The sequence below is a fragment of the Hymenobacter koreensis genome (genome assembly GCF_039541855.1).
Lineage (GTDB): Bacteria > Bacteroidota > Bacteroidia > Cytophagales > Hymenobacteraceae > Solirubrum > Solirubrum koreensis.
Genome location: NZ_BAABHA010000007.1, coordinates 120,622 through 137,529, shown reverse-complemented (window position 1 = coordinate 137,529; position 16,908 = coordinate 120,622). Strand labels below are relative to the sequence as shown.

General features: G+C 60.5%; 14 protein-coding genes. 12 read left to right on the top strand and 2 right to left on the bottom strand.

Features of this window, described 5'->3' with window-relative positions; all coding sequences use genetic code 11:
* The first annotated feature begins 5 nt into the window (after positions 1-5).
* Together ABD903_RS12235 and ABD903_RS12230 are read left to right on the top strand one after the other, a co-directional pair.
* The gene (locus tag ABD903_RS12235) at positions 6-833 is read left to right on the top strand and encodes a helix-turn-helix domain-containing protein (protein WP_345224598.1); all 828 of its coding nucleotides are present in this window, start codon (positions 6-8) and stop codon (positions 831-833) included.
* A gap of 105 nt (positions 834-938) precedes the next feature.
* Complete coding sequence (locus tag ABD903_RS12230) at positions 939-1,508, top strand: cupin domain-containing protein (RefSeq protein ID WP_345224596.1); 570 nt, start codon at positions 939-941, stop codon at positions 1,506-1,508.
* 51 nt (positions 1,509-1,559) lie between these two features.
* Here ABD903_RS12230 and ABD903_RS12225 read toward each other — a convergent pair whose 3' ends face one another.
* Positions 1,560-4,946, bottom strand: coding sequence for an SNF2-related protein (locus ABD903_RS12225; protein ID WP_345224594.1), 3,387 nt, complete (start codon positions 4,944-4,946; stop codon positions 1,560-1,562).
* A gap of 191 nt (positions 4,947-5,137) precedes the next feature.
* Here ABD903_RS12225 and ABD903_RS12220 point away from each other — a divergent pair, with 191 nt between their 5' ends.
* The 7 genes from ABD903_RS12220 to ABD903_RS12190 all read left to right on the top strand — a co-directional run bounded on the left by ABD903_RS12220 (position 5,138) and on the right by ABD903_RS12190 (position 11,390).
* Positions 5,138-5,740: a class I SAM-dependent methyltransferase gene (locus tag ABD903_RS12220; RefSeq protein WP_345224592.1), complete on the top strand. Its 603-nt coding sequence runs from the start codon at positions 5,138-5,140 to the stop codon at positions 5,738-5,740.
* Between the two features lie 380 nt (positions 5,741-6,120).
* A complete protein-coding gene (locus tag ABD903_RS12215; RefSeq protein ID WP_345224590.1) occupies positions 6,121-6,933 on the top strand; it encodes an alpha/beta fold hydrolase in 813 nt (270 codons plus the stop codon).
* Complete coding sequence (locus ABD903_RS12210; protein ID WP_345224588.1) at positions 6,930-8,120, top strand: PAS domain-containing sensor histidine kinase; 1,191 nt, start codon at positions 6,930-6,932, stop codon at positions 8,118-8,120. The genes ABD903_RS12215 and ABD903_RS12210 overlap by 4 nt, the downstream gene beginning before the upstream one ends.
* Positions 8,121-8,339: 219 nt before the next feature.
* Positions 8,340-8,612 carry a hypothetical protein gene (locus ABD903_RS12205; RefSeq protein WP_345224586.1) on the top strand — a complete coding sequence of 91 codons (273 nt, stop codon included), beginning with the start codon at positions 8,340-8,342 and terminating at the stop codon, positions 8,610-8,612.
* Between the two features lie 18 nt (positions 8,613-8,630).
* Entirely contained in the window at positions 8,631-8,972 is a 342-nt protein-coding gene (locus ABD903_RS12200; protein ID WP_345224584.1) for a hypothetical protein, read from the top strand.
* Positions 8,973-9,011: 39 nt separating this feature from the next.
* Complete coding sequence (locus ABD903_RS12195) at positions 9,012-9,293, top strand: hypothetical protein (protein WP_345224582.1); 282 nt, start codon at positions 9,012-9,014, stop codon at positions 9,291-9,293.
* 306 nt (positions 9,294-9,599) lie between these two features.
* Positions 9,600-11,390: a carboxypeptidase-like regulatory domain-containing protein gene (locus ABD903_RS12190; protein WP_345224675.1), complete on the top strand. Its 1,791-nt coding sequence runs from the start codon at positions 9,600-9,602 to the stop codon at positions 11,388-11,390.
* A 451-nt stretch (positions 11,391-11,841) separates the two neighbouring features.
* Here the strand turns inward: ABD903_RS12190 and ABD903_RS12185 are convergent, their stop codons facing one another.
* Positions 11,842-13,062 carry a Kelch repeat-containing protein gene (locus tag ABD903_RS12185; RefSeq protein WP_345224580.1) on the bottom strand — a complete coding sequence of 407 codons (1,221 nt, stop codon included), beginning with the start codon at positions 13,060-13,062 and terminating at the stop codon, positions 11,842-11,844.
* Positions 13,063-13,255: 193 nt separating this feature from the next.
* Between ABD903_RS12185 and ABD903_RS12180 the strand changes: the two genes are divergently transcribed.
* The 3 genes from ABD903_RS12180 (at position 13,256) to ABD903_RS12170 (ending at position 16,905) form a co-directional block, all read left to right on the top strand.
* Entirely contained in the window at positions 13,256-13,474 is a 219-nt protein-coding gene (locus ABD903_RS12180; protein WP_345224576.1) for a CsbD family protein, read from the top strand.
* A gap of 760 nt (positions 13,475-14,234) precedes the next feature.
* Positions 14,235-15,002, top strand: coding sequence for an acetoacetyl-CoA reductase (gene phbB / locus ABD903_RS12175; RefSeq protein WP_345224574.1), 768 nt, complete (start codon positions 14,235-14,237; stop codon positions 15,000-15,002).
* A 118-nt stretch (positions 15,003-15,120) separates the two neighbouring features.
* Positions 15,121-16,905, top strand: a complete 1,785-nt coding sequence (locus ABD903_RS12170) for a DUF885 domain-containing protein (protein ID WP_345224572.1) — start codon at positions 15,121-15,123, stop codon at positions 16,903-16,905.
* Positions 16,906-16,908: the final 3 nt, after the last annotated feature.

The window sequence follows — 16,908 nt, the reverse complement described above, 5'->3', positions numbered from 1 at the left end:
CGCTTATGTTGCTCCAGGACTTTCAGCCGAGCCCGCCGCTGCGGGAGTACGTTCGCGTTATTCAGGTCATTCACTTTGTGTTTGCCAACGGGCAGCCGCTGCCCTTCAAAGCCTACCCACCGCGCCCCGAGCACTGCCTGGCGTTTTATCCCCGCGACGCTGAATCGGTAGCGTACCCTGGTGGAAATGCCAAGCAAAAAAGGCCGCGTTCGGTGCTTATTGGGCAGCATGCCGTGGTGAGCAACCGGTATGTGGGCCGCGAATTTCTGGCCTTGCAAGTGGTGCTGCAACCCGGCGCGCTGTACCGGCTAACAGGTATTCCGCAGCACGAGCTTACCAACACCTTTGTGGATGCCGAGGGCGTGTGGTCCGCCGAATTGCGCCGCGTGAACGAGCGGCTGAACAGCACCGCCGCTTACCCCGAAATGCTGGCCATAATCGAGGCGTTTTTGTTGGGCCGAATACAACAAGCGCAGGCTGCGCACCCAACCGATGCCGTGGGGCAGTTGCTGCTGCATCCGCCACCCCAGGCGAGCCTAAACTGGCTGGCCGACCAGGCATGCCTGAGCCCACGGCAGCTCGACCGTAAATTCACGGAACGCATGGGTATCGGCCCTAAGCTGTTTGCCCGCGTGGTACGCTTCGACAAAGCCTTTCGGCTGAAAAACAGCCAACCCGAGCTGGACTGGCTGAGCATTGCCCTGGCCTGCGGCTACTACGACTACCAGCACTTAGCCAAAGACTACCTGGCTTTTACCGGCCAAACTCCCAACGGCTTTTACCTGCAGGATACCCAAGCCCCCGAGCGAACATTTGGGCTGCTGGAACAGTAAGCCGATGAAGAATCAACGGCTAACCTCTAACCGTAAAAAGTCCATTTTTTACCACTAACTCCTACTCGTAAGCCCCGACGTTTGCTCAACCCAAACGCCATGCTTATGAAACGCCGAAACTTCCTTCTCGCCACCCTGGCCGCCGCGCCTGCAGCCGCGCTGGCCAACTCCGTTCCCCGCTTCTTGGCCGGTAGTGCCGACGAGCGAACCGCCCGCAGTTTTTCGGTTGCGGCCGGGCAAAGCCGGTTTCAGGAGAAAACCCTGGTGGGCAATAACCCCAACGACATCAAGATTTCCAGCAAGGACACCGGCGGCGAGCTAACCGTGTTTGAGTACACCGGGCTGGCCAAAGGCGGCCCTTCGCTGCACATGCACCTGTACCAGGACGAAACGTTTTACGTGCTGGCCGGTGAGTATTTGTTTGTGGTGGGCGAGGAGCAGCGCAAGCTAAAACCCGGCGACACCATTTTCCTGCCCCGCCAAATTCCCCACACCTGGACGCAGCTTACCACCACCGGCAAGCTGCTGTACTTCATGAACCCGTCGGGTAAAATGGAGGAGTTCTTCCGGGCCCGGCCCACCGGCCAAACCGCGCCCACGCCGCAGGAAAAAGAGCAGTTTTACCTGGCCCACGGCATGAAATGGCTGGGGCCACCCTTGCCCGTAAAATCGTAGCAGAAGTCCGGGTGGCACTTGTGGCTTGTCCGTTCGCTTTATCAGGGTCTACTAACTGAACAAGTCCAGTAGCTCCTGCTGCGTGAGGGACTTCACCAGGCCGATATCGGTTTTAATGAGCTCCTGCGCCAGCTCGCGTTTGTGCGCCTGCAGCTTCATGATTTTCTCCTCCACGGTGTCGGGGCAAATGAGGCGCACGGCTACCACTTTTTTATCTTGCCCAATGCGGTGGGCGCGGTCAATGGCTTGGTTTTCCACGGCCGGGTTCCACCACGGGTCTACGAGGTACACGTAGTCGGCTTCCGTGAGATTGAGGCCGGTGCCGCCTGCTTTCAAGCTGATGAGAAACACGCGTACGTCGGGACGCTGCTGGAACGCGGTAACGGCAGCTTCGCGGTTGCGCGTTTGGCCCGTGAGATACTCGAAGGGAATGGCCTGCGTCTGCAGCTCCTGCCGAATCAGGTTGAGCATGCCCACGAACTGCGAGAAGATGAGGATTTTGTGCTGCGGCGCCTTGCTGCGGATTTCCTCCACCAAAGCCTCGATTTTAGCTGAAGGCGGACCGTAATATTCCTCGTCGGGCAGCAGGGCTGGGGAGTTGCAAATTTGCCGCAGCCTGGTGAGGCCCTGCAGCGCATGGGCACTTCTTTTCAGGCGGTTTTCCTCGTGCTGGCCCAAAATCAAGGCCCTGTATTCCTGCTTGCAGGCCTCGTACACGCGACGCTGCTCGAGGCCCATTTCGCAGTACAGCACCATCTCGATTTTCACGGGCAACTCCCGGGCCACCTGGCTTTTGGTGCGGCGCAGCACAAACGGACTGATTTTCTGCTGCAGCGCCCGGGCCTTGCGGGCGTCCTGAAACTTGTCGATGGGGCCGGCAAACTGCTCCAGAAAATGCTGGCGGCTGCCCAGCAAACCGGGGCAGGCAAAAGAGAGCTGCCCGTACAAATCGAAGGTGTTGTTCTCCAGGGGCGTGCCGGTGAGTACCACGCGGTTGCGCGCCTGCAGCAATCGAACGGCTTTGTAGCGCTGCGAGTCGGGGTTTTTTATGGCCTGGCTTTCGTCGAGGAACACGTAGTTGAAGCGGTATTCCTTGAGCCAGCGAATGTCGGCCACCACGGTGTTGTAGGTGGTCAGCACCACGTCGGCCTCGTCGAAGGCACGGGCGCCGGGGCGGCGGGCGGTGCCGTGCAGCACCAGCACCCGAAACGAGGGCGCAAACCTCTGCACCTCGGCCTGCCAGTTGAATACCAACGACGTGGGCACCACCACTAGGTTGGCATCGAGGTAGCCCTTTTGGCGCTGCAGCAGCATAAAGGCCAGTACCTGTACCGTTTTGCCCAGGCCCATGTCATCGGCCAGGCAACCGCCAAAATTGAAGGTGTCGAGGAAGTTCAGCCAGTTCAAGCCCTGCCGCTGGTAGTCGCGCAACTCTGCTTTCAGGCCCGGGGGCACCGCTACCGGCTCGATGCCGGCAAAGTTGGCCACGGCGGCCTGGTAGGTAGCCAGCTGGGCCTGCGCCCGGGCATCCAGCGCTTCGGCGTCGTAAAGCTCCAGCACGGCCGAGAAGTTGACGCCGGCCGTGCGGATAACGTCGTCTACCACGTCGCCGGCCGCAAAGCAGCTGACGAACTTCTCCACCCAAGCCTTCGGCAAAATGCCGCGGGTGCCGTCGTCGAGGCGCACGTAATGGCTCTTGTTGCGAATAGCTTGTTGCAGCTGCCGCAACGTGGCGTGCTGCTGACCAAACCGCACGCCAACTTGAGTGTCGAACCAGTTGTTTTCGCCGGTTACCCGCACGGTAATGCGGGCCCGGTTTGGGTTCAGGGTGTTGTGTTTAAGCTGGTTGAAGCCGAGAATGACGATGCCCTGCTGTTGCCACTCCGCAAAGGCATGCAGAAACCATTCTTCGTTCAGAAACAATGTTTTGGGGACGTATAACGCCTCCAGATGCAACTGCTCCTGAAACTCCGGGTACTGCCGCAGCAGGGCCGTGATAAACCGCATTTCGTCCACCGAGTCGCGTTCCAGCACAAAGGGTCGGCCCAGCTCATCAAGCCCAAACAGCTGCCGCCGCGACAATACCGATACCTCCCGCGTGCCGTAGCGCATCACGGGCAGCAGCTCCACGTGCCGGCCGGCATCGGTGAGGTAAAGCAGCAACTCGGGTTCCTGGTCGAAGCCGCTGGCGGCGCGCTGTTCGGGCGAAGCGGGCCGGGCGTAGGAGTAGCTGATGTGCAGGCGGTCTTCGAGGTTGGCCAGTACGTCGCGCTGGAACTCGGCGAACTTGCTCTCGTGAATCAGCAAGGTGTTGTTCCGCTTCCTGAAGAACTCAATAACGCGCCACACGTGCAGGTCCTCCACCAAGTACAACGCCTGGTTTACCGCCACGAAATACTCGAACTGAATGGCCAGGGTGCGCAAATCCACGGGCTGATCGTGCAGTAGCAAGTGGCCGGCTACTTCGTAAAACTCGCCCTTGTGGTGAACCTGCAGCCGCAAATCGGTGGGGGAGGTGCGCAGCTGCAGCGGCCGCAGAGCCGGGGCGGTGAGCTTATCGGACACGGCCGGGTCGTGGGCGAAAACGGGCAGGCCGGCGGGGTTGCGCAGCACCGCCCGCAGCGCCGCAATGGCGGCCTCCGAGCGGGTGTCGTCGTAGTTGTGCTGAAAACGCGCCAGGCCCGAGTAAAACCGCAGAAGAGCTGGGTCGTCGGTCCTCCCGAGGGCGTCGAGCGGGTTGAGCACCGTCACCGGGTTCTTGACCTTGCCAGCGGCGGTAAACTCGGCTTCGGCCAATTGCAGCGTGAGGTGACCGTAGTATTTGTGCCGGCTGAAAACCACGAAGCGTTTGCCGTTCTCCGCGGGCGGGCCGGTGCGCGGAGCCAGCAGTTGGCCCACCAGTTCCTGCTTTGCGGCGGCCGTAACCGGGTACAGCCCCGTCTGCCGGGGCGTAACGAGTACCGTGGGGCGGGCGAAGGTCAGCTGAAAATGCTCGTCGAGGTTGGGGGCGTGTTCCAGGCCGTAGTCGCGGGCGGTACGCAGCAGCAATGCGTGCCGTTGCTTGGCATCGAAAAAAAGGCGTAGCTCGGCGCGTTGCAGCACGGCCAGCAGTACCTGGGCCTGATGCTCGCAAAGCGTAGATAGCTCGGCAGCGCAGCTACAGCTTAGGTAAAGACCGTTGGCATGTTGATCCAGCACTACCGCTGGGAAAGTGGCCTGCCCCTCGGCTGCCTCCACGCTGGTAAACGTGCCGAAATTCAGCGTGAGGGTTTCGGGATGAATGGCGGCCAGGGCGCGGGCGGCGGCATGGAATAGCGTGGGCGCGTGCTTGCTTACCTCGGCGCTGCTAAGCGTCATTACGTTCGCCCCGGCCAGCGCGTACCGATGCGGCGGAAGCGGATTTTTAGAAAGAGGCGGGGAGTCCGGGTGGTTCGGCATGCACAAGGTTTGCAACGCCGAAAGGTAGCCTCAATCGTGCTGTAAGAGCCAGCGGAATGCCGTAACAACTTGCTGCAACTGCTAGGTGCGGAAAAGTAAGAATGCGCCATCCTGCTTGCCAACTGGCCGTACAAGGGGCCAACTGGTGGTTTGATGCCCAACCCCACTATTCCGCAAAGTGCTGTTTCTGTATGTCATCCTTTCTCGAAGAGTTCCTCCGAAATCCGGCCACCGTTGGCTCCCTGGTGCCCAGCTCCCGCGAGCTAACCGACGCCGTAATGGCCCCCATTGATTTTGCCACGGCCCAGTGCATTGTGGAGTACGGCCCCGGCACCGGCGTTTTCACCGATGTGCTTATGCAGCGCCGCCGCCCCGAAACCGAGTTGGTGCTCGTGGAGGTAAACCGCCGCTTTGCTAATCTCCTGAAGGCCCGCTACGCCAACCACCCAAACGTGCACGTCATCCACGGTTCGGCCGATAAAACCGCTGATTACCTGCGGAAGTTGGGCTTAGGGCCGGTCGATTATGTGGTGTGTGGGCTACCGTTTTCATCGTTGCCGCGGCGCTTGGGCTGGCGCATTCTGGAACATACCCGGGAGCTGCTGGGCGCCGCCGGTCGGCTGATTCTGTTCCAGTATTCGTTGCGCAACGAGCGGCTATTTGAGCGGTTTTTCCGCCAGCAAAACCACCAGTACGTGCTGCTGAACCTGCCGCCGGCCCACGTACTGGTATATGCGTCCGATGAAAAGTCGGCGGCAAAAAAAACGCAACCCGTAGCCGAGCAAGCGGTTTGAGTGAGCGGCCGCAGTGTACTGCCCCACGGGCTTGGACAAGGTCAGGCAGGAAGGGAAGCTCTTTGATTCCACCTGCAGAACCAGTCAAGTACCAGGAGCAAATCCTGATTTTATCGTGCGTAGCTCTACACGCCGGGTTATGTGCTTATGGCGGAGCTTGGACTAATACGCGTTCTGCCAGTCGGTTTAAATAGCCTGTTTAACTCGTTCAATGGGCATGGCATAAGGCAACAAATCATTGCAATTTTGCTCCACGCTGCCGTTTGTGGCATGCCCGCAGCAACCACGCCAGCGGGTGCGGAGTATACTTAAACACACCTGGGGAGTTTCACTAAACGAAGTTCGTTGTTGGCTCGCTGGTTCGGAGCCGATTAAGCGTTATGGATGTACTTAAGCGCAATAACGTTACCGTTACCGGAGTGGGCAATCAGGCCATCGTGTTCGTGCACGGTTTCGGCTGCGACCAGCACATGTGGCGGCTGGTAGCACCGGCTTTCGAGGCCAACTACCGGGTGGTGCTGCTGGATTTGGTAGGCGCCGGGCAGTCGGACCACCGCGCCTACGACCCCACGCAATACAACTCCCTAACGGCCCATGCCCACGATGTGCTGGCCGTAATGCGGGCCCTCGATCTGCACAATGCCATCCTGGTGGGCCACTCCGTAAGCTCCATGATTGGGTTGCTGGCCGCCATTCAGGATCCGAAGCGCATTGCGAAACTGGTGCTGGTGGCTCCCTCGCCGCGCTACCTGAACGACGTGGGCTACACCGGTGGTTTCGAACGGGCCGACATTGACGAGCTGCTGCAGGCCATGGACAGCAACTACCTGGGCTGGGCCGGCGCCATCACCCCCGTTATTATGGGCCACCCCGACCGCCCCGAACTGGCGGCCGAACTCAATACCAGCTTTTGCCGCACCAACCCCGCCATTGCCCGGCACTTCGCCCGCGTCACTTTTCTCTCGGATAATCGCGCCGATTTGCCCCGGCTGCATACCCCGGCGCTTATCTTGCAATGCGCGCAGGATATGCTGGCCCCGATGGCCGTGGGAAAGTACTTGCACCAGCACCTGCCCAACAGCGAGTTGGTGGTCATTGAAACCTCAGGCCATTGTCCGCACCTAAGTGCTCCGCAGGCCACCATTGCGGCTATTGACGAATTTATCGGGCTCGGGGCCCACGCCCCCGTATGAGCACCGCCGAGGAGCAGTTTCCGCCTCTGGACCTGCGCCTGACCGAAGAAAATCCGGAGGACCTCTACGAGTACGCACCCTGCGGCTATTGCTCCTGCCTGCCCGACGGTACCCTGGTTAAAATTAACCAAACTCTGCTCGGCTGGCTGGGCTACGCCCGCGAAGAGTTGGTGGCGCGCCGCTGCTTTCAGGATTTGCTTACCATTGGCGGGCGCCTGCATTACGAAATTCACTGCGTGCCGCTGCTGATGCTGCAGGGCCAAGTGCGCGAGCTTAGCTACCAGCTGCGCCTCCAAAGCGGCGGCACGCTGCCCGTACTAATGAATGCTACCATGCTGTACGATGCGCACGCCCAGCCGCTGGTGGTGCGCATTACTTTGTTTGACATAACCGAGCGGCGCCTTTACGAGCAGGAGCTGCTGCGCGCCAAGGCCGAAGCCGAAGACCAGCGCGAGCAACTGGGCCGCGCCAACGAGCAGCTCACCAGCAAGAACGAGCAGCTGATCCGCATCAATGCCGAGCTCGATAATTTCGTGTACACCGCCTCGCACGACCTCAAACAGCCTGCCAGCAACATGCTGGGCTTGTTTGAAGAGCTGAAACGCACGGCTACCTTTAACGACCCCGAAGCCGCCGGCATGGTGAACATGTTCGACAATTCCCTGCGGCAAATGTTGAGCACGATTGAGGAGCTGACGGAAGTGGTGCAATTGCAGCGGCAACTGGAGCAGGTGCCCGTAGAAGCCATTGAGCTTCTCCCGTTTACCGAGGAAATTATCCGGGGCCTGGAGCAGCCGCTCTACGAACCTTCTGCCGATTTTATCCTGGATTTCGCGGCAGTGCCCACCCTGCGGCTTTCCCGCCCGGGCCTGCACAGTGTGCTCTACAACTTGCTCTCGAATGCGGTGAAGTACGCGCACCCCAGCCGCCGGCCGCGCGTGGAGGTACGCACGACCTTGGTGGAGGGCACGCCCGTGCTCAGCGTGCGCGACAACGGCCGCGGCATTGACCTGCAGCGCCACGGTCAGGAGTTGTTCCAGCTGTTTCGGCGGTTTCACCCCGAGGTGGTGGGCTCGGGCATGGGTTTGTACCTGGTGAACCGCTTGGTGAACCAGGCCGGCGGGTATTTGGAGGTCGATAGCGTGGTGGGCGAGGGCACCACGTTTCGGATATATTTTCCGTCCTAACGGCGTCTCGGCTCTGCTTTGCGTACCTTGTGAACAACCCTGCCCGAACGGAGCCCTACCTACCCGGCAGCAATTGAACTTAACGGCCCCGGTACCCCTTCAGTACATACCGGCAGTAGTGGTAGCGACACTGGTGACTGTTGCAGCGCAAGCTTGCTGCGAATAGGAGCTTACCACACATGGTGCCTTGGCTTGGCGCCCCATTCCCGCGCCACGTTCATGTCGTTGCCTAATTATCAGCCCACCGCCGAGCTTTTGCAGGCGTTTGGTTTCGTTAAGTACAGTGCTCCTCCCAAGCAAACGCGCTACAGCCGGCCCAGCGAATGTGGGCAGGAAACCCTCGTGGTTTACCACGATGCCGAGCTGGCCCTGCTCGAAGCCGTAGACGGCCAGATTCTGTACCGCTTCCAGGGCCACGTGGCCTCCGAAGCCGAGTTCCGGGTGCTGCTGCGGCAAGTCAGCTGGCCCGCCGAAGTCATTGTTTCTTCCTGATCTTTTTTCCCTATTCGCATGACGGATTCTTACCTGCGCAGCCTTGGCTTCGCCCCCACACAATCGGAGCGTATTGGCAGCCGCCCCGCTTTTAGCGAGGCCTGGTGCTACCAGCACGACCACATGGCCAACGACGGCAGCCTGCTGTTCATCGAACACCCGCTGGGCATCGACGTCTGCCGCCTGAGCTCCACCGAAGCCCCGCTTAACCAACAGGACGTGTTTGCGGCCCTGCCCCTAACCGACCGTACGGGCCTGGAAGCTGCCATTGCGGCCTTCTATACTGCGCACGGCGGCATTGGTAAATCGGTGCCGCCTTTCGTGCCTTTTGTGTTTCGCCCGTACCGCCGAATTCAGTAAGCGCCACTGTTATTTCCCGCCTTTCGGCGTTCTACTCTCATGGATCAAGACCTCCAGCTCAGCCTGGCCAACAACGCCAAAGCGTGGCTGGCCCTTTCGCTTTCCATTTCCTCTGCCGAGAAACTCTCGTTCGATAAAATTCACGACGGCTTCCTGTCCACCTACGGCGCCGACTTCATGTCGCACGTGTACCGCGTAACCATCGAGAAGGTGCTGCAGAACATGCCCGACACCGAGCGCAGCAAGCTGCTCGCGGCTTTTCAGCAAGCTATGGACCGCGCCATTGACGACCACTACGCCGCTACGGTTTTGGAGGGCTAAAGCAGCCATTCATTGCAAAGCCACCCAGCAAAAGGGCACCCGTTGGGGTGCCCTTTTTTGTTGCATTCATCTCGCGTCGTTTTCAGGCTTATGACCCTGTCAAAAGCAGGAGGTGCCGTACTAGAACGGCGGCTACTCACCCAAATGGGCTAGGCTTGTGAGCTTGCCAAGGGGTTCCGGCAGGTGCCTTCACATGATTGTGCTATTGAAGGCCGCTGGGCCCTGAAATAGTTTTGCTGCGTCTTTGGGAGGTCTGTAGTAAGCAGCCTGGCGCAAAGGCGCACATCCTATTTTTTGGTTGACGTGATGATTACTGCCGTGCTGCGCAGGTACTACCTGCTGATTGTGTTGCTGAGCTCCTTAATGGCACTGACTGCCTGTGGCGACAAGCCCAGCGTACAACCCAAGCCTGAATTTCCCACCTCCACCGCTTTAAGTGGTGTGGTGCTGGACGAAAACCAACGGCCCGTAGCCGGTGCTCAGGTGCAGGCCGGCACCCAAACGACGACCAGCTCGGCTACCGGTACGTTCAGTTTTTCTGACGCCCCCATAACCGAAGGCCGCTGCGTGGTACGCGTAACCAAAACCGGGTTCTTTGATTCGGTAGTGGGGTTGCGGCCGCAGCAGGGCGCCCCACGGATGCAGGTAACGCTCGCGGCATTAGGCACCCCCTTGACGTTTGTAGCGGGCGCGGGGGCCACGCTGAACGTGCCCGGCGGCGTACGCATTACGCTCCCGGCCAACGGCCTCGTGCTAAACGGCATTCGCTACACCGGCTCCGCTCAGGCCTACGTGCGTTACATCAGTCCCACCGATCCGCAGCTGCCGCGCCTGATGCCCGGCGGCGACCTAGCCGCCTTAAATGCCACCAATAACCCCCAAACGCTGATAACCTACGGTGCCGTGCGCGTGGAGCTGGAAGCCCACGGAGAGCCGCTGCAAATTGCCCCTGGCAACACTGCCGAACTACGTTTCCCGGCCGCCGGAGCCACCGAAGCCCGCATTCCGCTGTGGCATTTTGATACCAGCGCGGGCCTTTGGAAAGAAGAAGGCAGTGCCACCCGCACCGGCACCGAATACGTGGGCAACGTAAGCCACTTTTCGGCCTGGAACCTCGACATGTCGGCCGACCAAGCCTTCATCCGCGGCCGCCTCGTTGACTGCGCCGGCACGCCACAAGTCGGTCTTACCCTGCGCGTGGGCCAAACCGAGGCGCTAACCGATGACCAGGGCTATTTTGGCACGGCTGTCCCCTCGGGCAGTGCTACAACGGTATCTACTTCGTGGCCGCCCAATGCCGGCGCCGGCCAGCAGATAGCCGCTGCGCCCGCCCTAACCCGTGGTACCGTGCACGAGCTGGGCCAAATCACCGCTTGCCTGCCCGCAGTAAAAGGCCGCCTGGTAGATTGCAACGCCCAGCCCGTAACAGGCGTGGTGCGCCTGGTAAACGGTGCGGGCGCAATGCTTTCGGTAGCCATAGTGGGCAGCGATGGGCGCTTCTCCTTGATCGGGCCTGCCGGGGTGGCTACCCAGGTAGAAGCTTTCCTGACCAACGGTGGCACTACTCGCCAAGCAGCGCAGCTCCCCACCAGTGCTACCACCTCCGATTTAGGTGACATGCGCGTGTGCAGCGGCAATGCCGGTGGAACCCTGCTGATGAGTTTCACCCTCGACGGCGACGGCCGCACCAACGAACTGATTGAGTTGCGAGACGCCCCGCATTACTACGACCGTCCTAAAGCCTACCGCAGCAGCGGCAGCACCGCGGTGGTTATGGGCCGCTCCACGCAGACGTTCTACAACACCGCCGCGCTGCAAATTCCGGGTACCGGCGTGGGTACTTTCCAATCGGGTCCGGGCGGACTGACGAGTAGCCTGGGTATGGGTATAAACGGTCCTACCTCAGCCATTTACTACGAAACCAATACCGGCGCCACGCTGGACTTCGTCATCACCCAGTACGATGCCGTAGGCGGGCGCATCAAAGGCACGTTCTCGGGCACGCTGCGCAAGCGTGTGGGCTCGGGGCCCCTCACTGCCACTACCGTAACCGTGCGCAACGGTACCTTCGATTTTCCCCGCGTAGCCGACCAATAGGCGACCGGGCACTGCTGCTTCCTGGCGCTCAGCCGGCGCCAGTACACGCAAACGACAAGGCCCCGAACCATGGGTTCGGGGCCTTGTCGTTTCTGATAATATGGTGGTGGCTGCGATGGTAGATACGGTGGATTTAGCGGGCAGAGCCGCGTATTGGCGTTTGGTCGTTCGCGCCACTTGCTGTTCAACTACGAGACGCAGTTATGCGTCTCTGCATTGTTCTGGCAAGCTTCATGGGGCACGGCGGTATAGAGTTGGAACTAGAGCAGTTCTCCGGTTGGTGTACGTGTGGACCCCACCCCCGGCCCCTCCCCGTAGGGAGGGGTGCCAGCCATCAGCAACGATTCCGCCAGAACGCACCCCTCCCTACGGGGGAGGGGCCGGGGGTGGGGTCGAACGACAATGCGTTCCGTACACCGACCTGAGTACCGCCGTAGGTATCGAAATTAGGCTAGCGACGCAACAGCTGGCAGGGTGCGCTCAGGCCTTGGCTGGTACGCACTCGAACAGAATACACACCGGCAGGTAAATGACTAAGACGAAGCTGGTACTCTTTGGCCGTTGCAGCTAGGAAGGAAGTGTGTACCTGCCGGCCCATAGCGTCGTGAACTTCGAGTGTGCGGCTGTTAGCGGGCAAAACCAATGTGAAGTCACCGGTGGTGCTGGGGTTAGGATGGGCCGAGAGCAGCGGTGCCGAGGCGCGGGCAGAGGAGGTAGCCAACACGTTGCTCACGTTTGCACGCCACATATCGGAAAGGGTGGCGCTGCCGGCGGAGGCAGTGTTACCGCCCCACACGTAGAGCTGGTTGTTGTGAATGGCAGCGGCAGCGTTGCGGCGGCCGGGAATGTTTGAGGTGAAGGTGCGCAACTGAGCGGTGCGGGTGTTGTAGGCGGCTAGGTAGTTAAGGTTGTTGAAGTCGCCGACGAGCCAGATCCACTCGCCCTGCACGGCCACGGCTTGGTTGGAAAGAGTTGTGGGCAAGGTGGCCTGGAGCTGCCACTGGTTGGTGGCAATGTCATAAACGTGCACCTTGTCGGAGTTTACCACGCCATTGTAGCCCCCAATGGCGTAAAGCTTGCCGTTTACGGCGGCGCCAAAGGTGTTTTTGGCCTCGGGCATGGGGGCCAGGGTAGTCCAGACGTTGGTTGCGGGGTTGTAGGAGCGAAGCTGGTTCGTGTAGGTACCGTTGGCCAGCTGCCCACCGTAGGCATACAGCAAGCCGTTCCACACGGCCAGGGCGGCGGTGGAAGAGGGCGTGGCATTGGCAAGGGCGGTAGAGGCCTGTCCGTTCGAAGTCTGCAGAACCGGCAGCGTAGCCAGCGGGCCGGCGTTGGTAGCCGCGTTCAGCACGTAAATAAGGTTGTTGCTGGTGTACGGAGGTATAATAACAGCCGTGCCGAAGCGGTGCGGCGTTACCTGGCCGGTGCTTAACGGGCCGCTGCCCCAGCTGCCGGTGGCTAAGTCGAAGCGGTAGACCTCAGAAGTGTAGGGGGCAACCGTGCTGCCGCCGCCAATCATGTACAGGGCGTTAGGGTCTTGGCAGTAGCCCATGCCGTAGCGGCCGCCATCGGGTACGGCAGGCATGGGCGTGAAGGCGAGCGGGGATTGGGCACGGGCAAGGGGCGAGGCTCCTAACAAGACGAGGAGCAGGGGCAGGTATGAGTTCTTCATGCAGTGGGGAAGGGAGGTGTTTGGGCGCGCGGTCGGGCAGCTGCATGCGGATGCATTTGGGCACAGGGTCAGCGGCCGGCAAACGTAAAAATAGCGCATGCTCAGGCGGTGAATCAAGGGCGGGCCGGGTGGCTCAACCTTGGGGGGCAGTATGCCGTTCACTCAACTATACTCTCACCTTTTTCCCACGACCATGGACCTGAATAACAATAACCTGAACGACCGCACCGAGCTGCGTGCCCGCGGCGGCTGGAACGAAGTCAAAGGCAAAGCCAAGCAGCAGTGGGGCCACCTCACCGACGATGACCTGGACTACCAGGAGGGCAAGCAGGACGAGTGGTTTGGCCGGCTGCAGCAGAAAACCGGCGAGTCGATGGACGACCTGAAAGCCTGGTTTAACCGCAACTTCTAGTACCGCTTACGTGCTACCGATACCGGCCCCGCTCTTTCCATTGGAAAGGGCGGGGCCGGATGTTTATGGGCGCGACAAAAGGGGTACCGTACTTCTCGCGGCGGCCGCGACTAGTTGGGTGATATTGGAGAAAAGCCGCAGAGCAAAAAGGGGGTAAAACGCAGCTGAAAAGCCGTAGTTATGGCGCCACTTTAGGAGCAAGCCCGGCGTTAAAGAGTCTGTAGCCGGCCGCCATTATGCGGCAACTCGTATGGTCTCAGGTGTGGTACCATGCGTGGCGGTCGGCTCCCCTTAAAACGCTCCTTCGGCAAACGGCCGAAGGAGCGTTTTGCTTTGTGCGGGGCTGGCTTGCCGAAGGGTGGCTTGGAGCGGCGGCAGGTTGGGTGGCCGCTGTTCGTGTGCGCGGGGTGGCGCGAGGAAAAATGTCGCCTGGTAGCATGCATCAACTGCGCCTGGCACAACGGGCCAGAGTAGCGTTTACCGAGAAGTCAGCCAACGTTGGTTCACAGCTATACTTGGCGCCTGCACGCTCCCACGTTCGGTCGTCAGTTGTGGAGGGAATCAGCATCTGGTTCCTATTCATCCGCTTCGCCATTGGGTTGGCATAATGGAGAGTGTAGCCGTTTGGTTTTGGGCAGGTGCTGGTAATTGCGCCGGGCTTCGTTCTTTTGGGGTTGAAGTGCCGACGGCGCGGTGGCCCAAATCCAGGCTGACGTATGCCATCGGCGCTACCACTCCTACCTGAAAACAACATCGAACCATGAGCACGAACTCCGATAACCCTACCCCCGAAAACAAGCGCGTTGTATTGATTACTGGCAGCACCGGCGGCATTGGCACGGCTTTGTGCCGCAAGCTGAGCGAGGCCGGTTACCGCGTGGTGGGCAACTTTCGAAACGAAGAAAAGGCCGCGCAGCTGCAGGCCGAGCTGGACAAAACCGGCCTGCACATTGAGCTGGCCAAAGGCGATGTAGGCGACTTCGACTCGGTGGGGCGAATGGTGCAGGAAGTGGAGCGCACCATCGGGCCGATTGAGGTGCTGATCAACAACGCCGGCATCACCCGCGACACGTCGTTTGTGAAGATGAGCAAGGCCGACTGGGACGAGGTGCTCAATACGAACTTGAACAGCGTGTTCAACTGCACGCGGCACGTGATTCAGGGCATGGTGGAACGACGCTTCGGGCGCATCATCAATATCTCGTCGATTAACGCGCAGAAGGGCCAGTACGGGCAAACGAACTACTCCACGGCCAAGGCCGGCATGCACGGCTTCACCAAGTCGCTGGCGCTGGAGGTGGCCCGGTACGGCGTAACGGTTAACACCATTTCGCCGGGCTACATCGAAACGGAAATGGTCATGGCTGTGCCCGAGAACATTCGGGAGAAAATCATTGCTCAGATTCCGGTGGGGCGCCTGGGCGGCCCGGCCGAAATTGCCGATGCGGTGGCGTACCTGATTTCCGACCAAAGCGGGTTTATCACGGGGTCAAATCTGGCCATTAACGGCGGGCAGCACATGTCGTGATGCCGAGCCACTACCAGGCACGACTTGGCAAGCAAAAGCGCCCCGCGGGTCCTGCCGCGGGGCGCTTTTGCTTGCCAGCGGGCTTTGTTACATTTACCCTGAACCCTTTCCCGTAACCGTGAAACATTTCCTGCTCTCCGCTGCCCTGGTTGGGACATTGCTGGCCGGCCCTTTAATGAGCCACCGCGCCGCGCCCACCGCTGCCGATTCGCCCCAGCTGGCCGCCATGTTCGAGAAGTATTGGGACGAGCGGGCCAAGCTGCATCCGCTTGAAGCTACCGGGCAGGGCGACAACCGCTACAACGACCAGCTGCCCAACGACAACACCCAGGCCTACCGCGAAGAACGGCGCAAGTTCTTTCAGCAGTACCTCGACGCGCTGCAGAAGTTCGACCGCGCCAAGCTCTCCGCTAACGACCAGGTGAGCTACGATATTTTCCGCTACGAAATGCGACAGCGCCTCGAGGTGCTGAAGCAGCCGAACTGGATGATGCCCTTCAATCAGTTCAACGGCCTGCCCATTGCGCTGGCGCAGCTGGGCGCTGGTACGGGTAACCAGCCCTTCAAAACCGCCCAGGACTACGACAACTGGCTGGGGCGGGTGCGCGCCTACCCCGTGTGGGCCGATTCGGCCATCAGCAACATGCGCCGCGGCATGCGCGCCGGCGTGGTGCTGCCCCGCCCGCTGGTGGAGAAAATGCTGCCCCAGCTGCAGGCCCTGGTAACGCCCGATGCCAGCAAGAGCATCTTTTACGGGCCCGTAACCAAATTCCCGGCTGCGGTTTCGGCAGCTGATCAGCAGCGCCTCACTGCGGCCTATCAGCAAGCCATCAGTCAGCAAGTGGTGCCTACCTACCAAAAGCTGCACGACTTCCTCAAAAACGAGTACCTGCCCAAAGCGCGTACCACCACCGGCCTATCGGCCGTGCCCGGCGGCGCAGATATGTACCGCTACGCCGTGAAGTTCTGGACCACCACCGACCGCACCCCCGACCAGGTTTACCAGACCGGCCTCGACGAGGTGAAGCGCATTCGGGGCGAGATGGAGAAAATCAAAACCGAAGTGGGCTTCAAGGGAGACCTGCAGGCCTTCTTCACCTACCTGAACACCGACCCCAGGTTCATGCCCTTCAAAACCCCGGAGGAGGTGCTCAGTGTGTACCGCGGCATCCAGGCTAAAATCGACCCGAACCTGAAGAAGATGTTTGGCCGCGTACCCAAAACCAACTTTGAGGTGCGCCAGACCGAGGCCTTCCGCGCGGCTACGTCGGCGGCGCAGTACGTGCGCGGCCTGCCCGACGGCTCCCGTCCCGGCATCTTCTACGTGCCCATCGTGGATGCCACCAAGTACAACGTGACCCGCGGCATGGACGCGCTGTTCCTGCACGAAGCCATTCCCGGCCACCACTACCAGATTTCCTTGCAGCAGGAAAACTCGGCCCTGCCCAAGTTCCGCCGCTTCAACGGCTACAGCGCCTTTAGCGAAGGGTGGGCCCTGTACGTGGAAAGCCTGGGCAAGGAGCTGGGCGTGTACACCGACCCCTACCAGCGCATGGGTGCCCTGAACACCGAAATGCACCGCGCCATCCGGCTAGTGGTAGATGTGGGTATGCACCACAAGGGCATGACGCGCGAGCAGGCCATTCAGTACATGCGCGAAAACCGCTCCATCGACGAGCAGGCCGCCACCGCCGAAATCGAGCGGTACATGGCCTTGCCGGGGCAGGCGCTTTCCTACAAAATCGGCCAAATGCATATCCTGGGCATGCGCAACAAGTACCAAAAGCAGCTCGGCCCAAAGTTCAAGCTCAGCGCCTTCCACGACGAGCTGCTGGCCAACGCCGCCATGCCGCTGGCCATAGCCGAGAAAACAATGGACACCTGGGCCGCCCGACAGAAGTAACAA

Bases quoted from the DNA above. Each gene is read 5' to 3' on its own strand.
- ABD903_RS12215 (WP_345224590.1), top strand. From the start codon at position 6,121: ATGGATGTACTTAAGCGCAATAACGTTACCGTTACCGGAGTGGGCAAT.
- ABD903_RS12220 (WP_345224592.1), top strand. From the start codon at position 5,138: ATGTCATCCTTTCTCGAAGAGTTCCTCCGAAATCCGGCCACCGTTGGC.
- ABD903_RS12200 (WP_345224584.1), top strand. From the start codon at position 8,631: ATGACGGATTCTTACCTGCGCAGCCTTGGCTTCGCCCCCACACAATCG.
- ABD903_RS12225 (WP_345224594.1), bottom strand. From the start codon at position 4,946: ATGCCGAACCACCCGGACTCCCCGCCTCTTTCTAAAAATCCGCTTCCG.
- ABD903_RS12180 (WP_345224576.1), top strand. From the start codon at position 13,256: ATGGACCTGAATAACAATAACCTGAACGACCGCACCGAGCTGCGTGCC.
- ABD903_RS12190 (WP_345224675.1), top strand. From the start codon at position 9,600: ATGATTACTGCCGTGCTGCGCAGGTACTACCTGCTGATTGTGTTGCTG.
- ABD903_RS12195 (WP_345224582.1), top strand. From the start codon at position 9,012: ATGGATCAAGACCTCCAGCTCAGCCTGGCCAACAACGCCAAAGCGTGG.
- ABD903_RS12235 (WP_345224598.1), top strand. From the start codon at position 6: ATGTTGCTCCAGGACTTTCAGCCGAGCCCGCCGCTGCGGGAGTACGTT.
- ABD903_RS12185 (WP_345224580.1), bottom strand. From the start codon at position 13,062: ATGAAGAACTCATACCTGCCCCTGCTCCTCGTCTTGTTAGGAGCCTCG.
- ABD903_RS12210 (WP_345224588.1), top strand. From the start codon at position 6,930: ATGAGCACCGCCGAGGAGCAGTTTCCGCCTCTGGACCTGCGCCTGACC.
- ABD903_RS12230 (WP_345224596.1), top strand. From the start codon at position 939: ATGAAACGCCGAAACTTCCTTCTCGCCACCCTGGCCGCCGCGCCTGCA.
- phbB (WP_345224574.1), top strand. From the start codon at position 14,235: ATGAGCACGAACTCCGATAACCCTACCCCCGAAAACAAGCGCGTTGTA.
- ABD903_RS12205 (WP_345224586.1), top strand. From the start codon at position 8,340: ATGTCGTTGCCTAATTATCAGCCCACCGCCGAGCTTTTGCAGGCGTTT.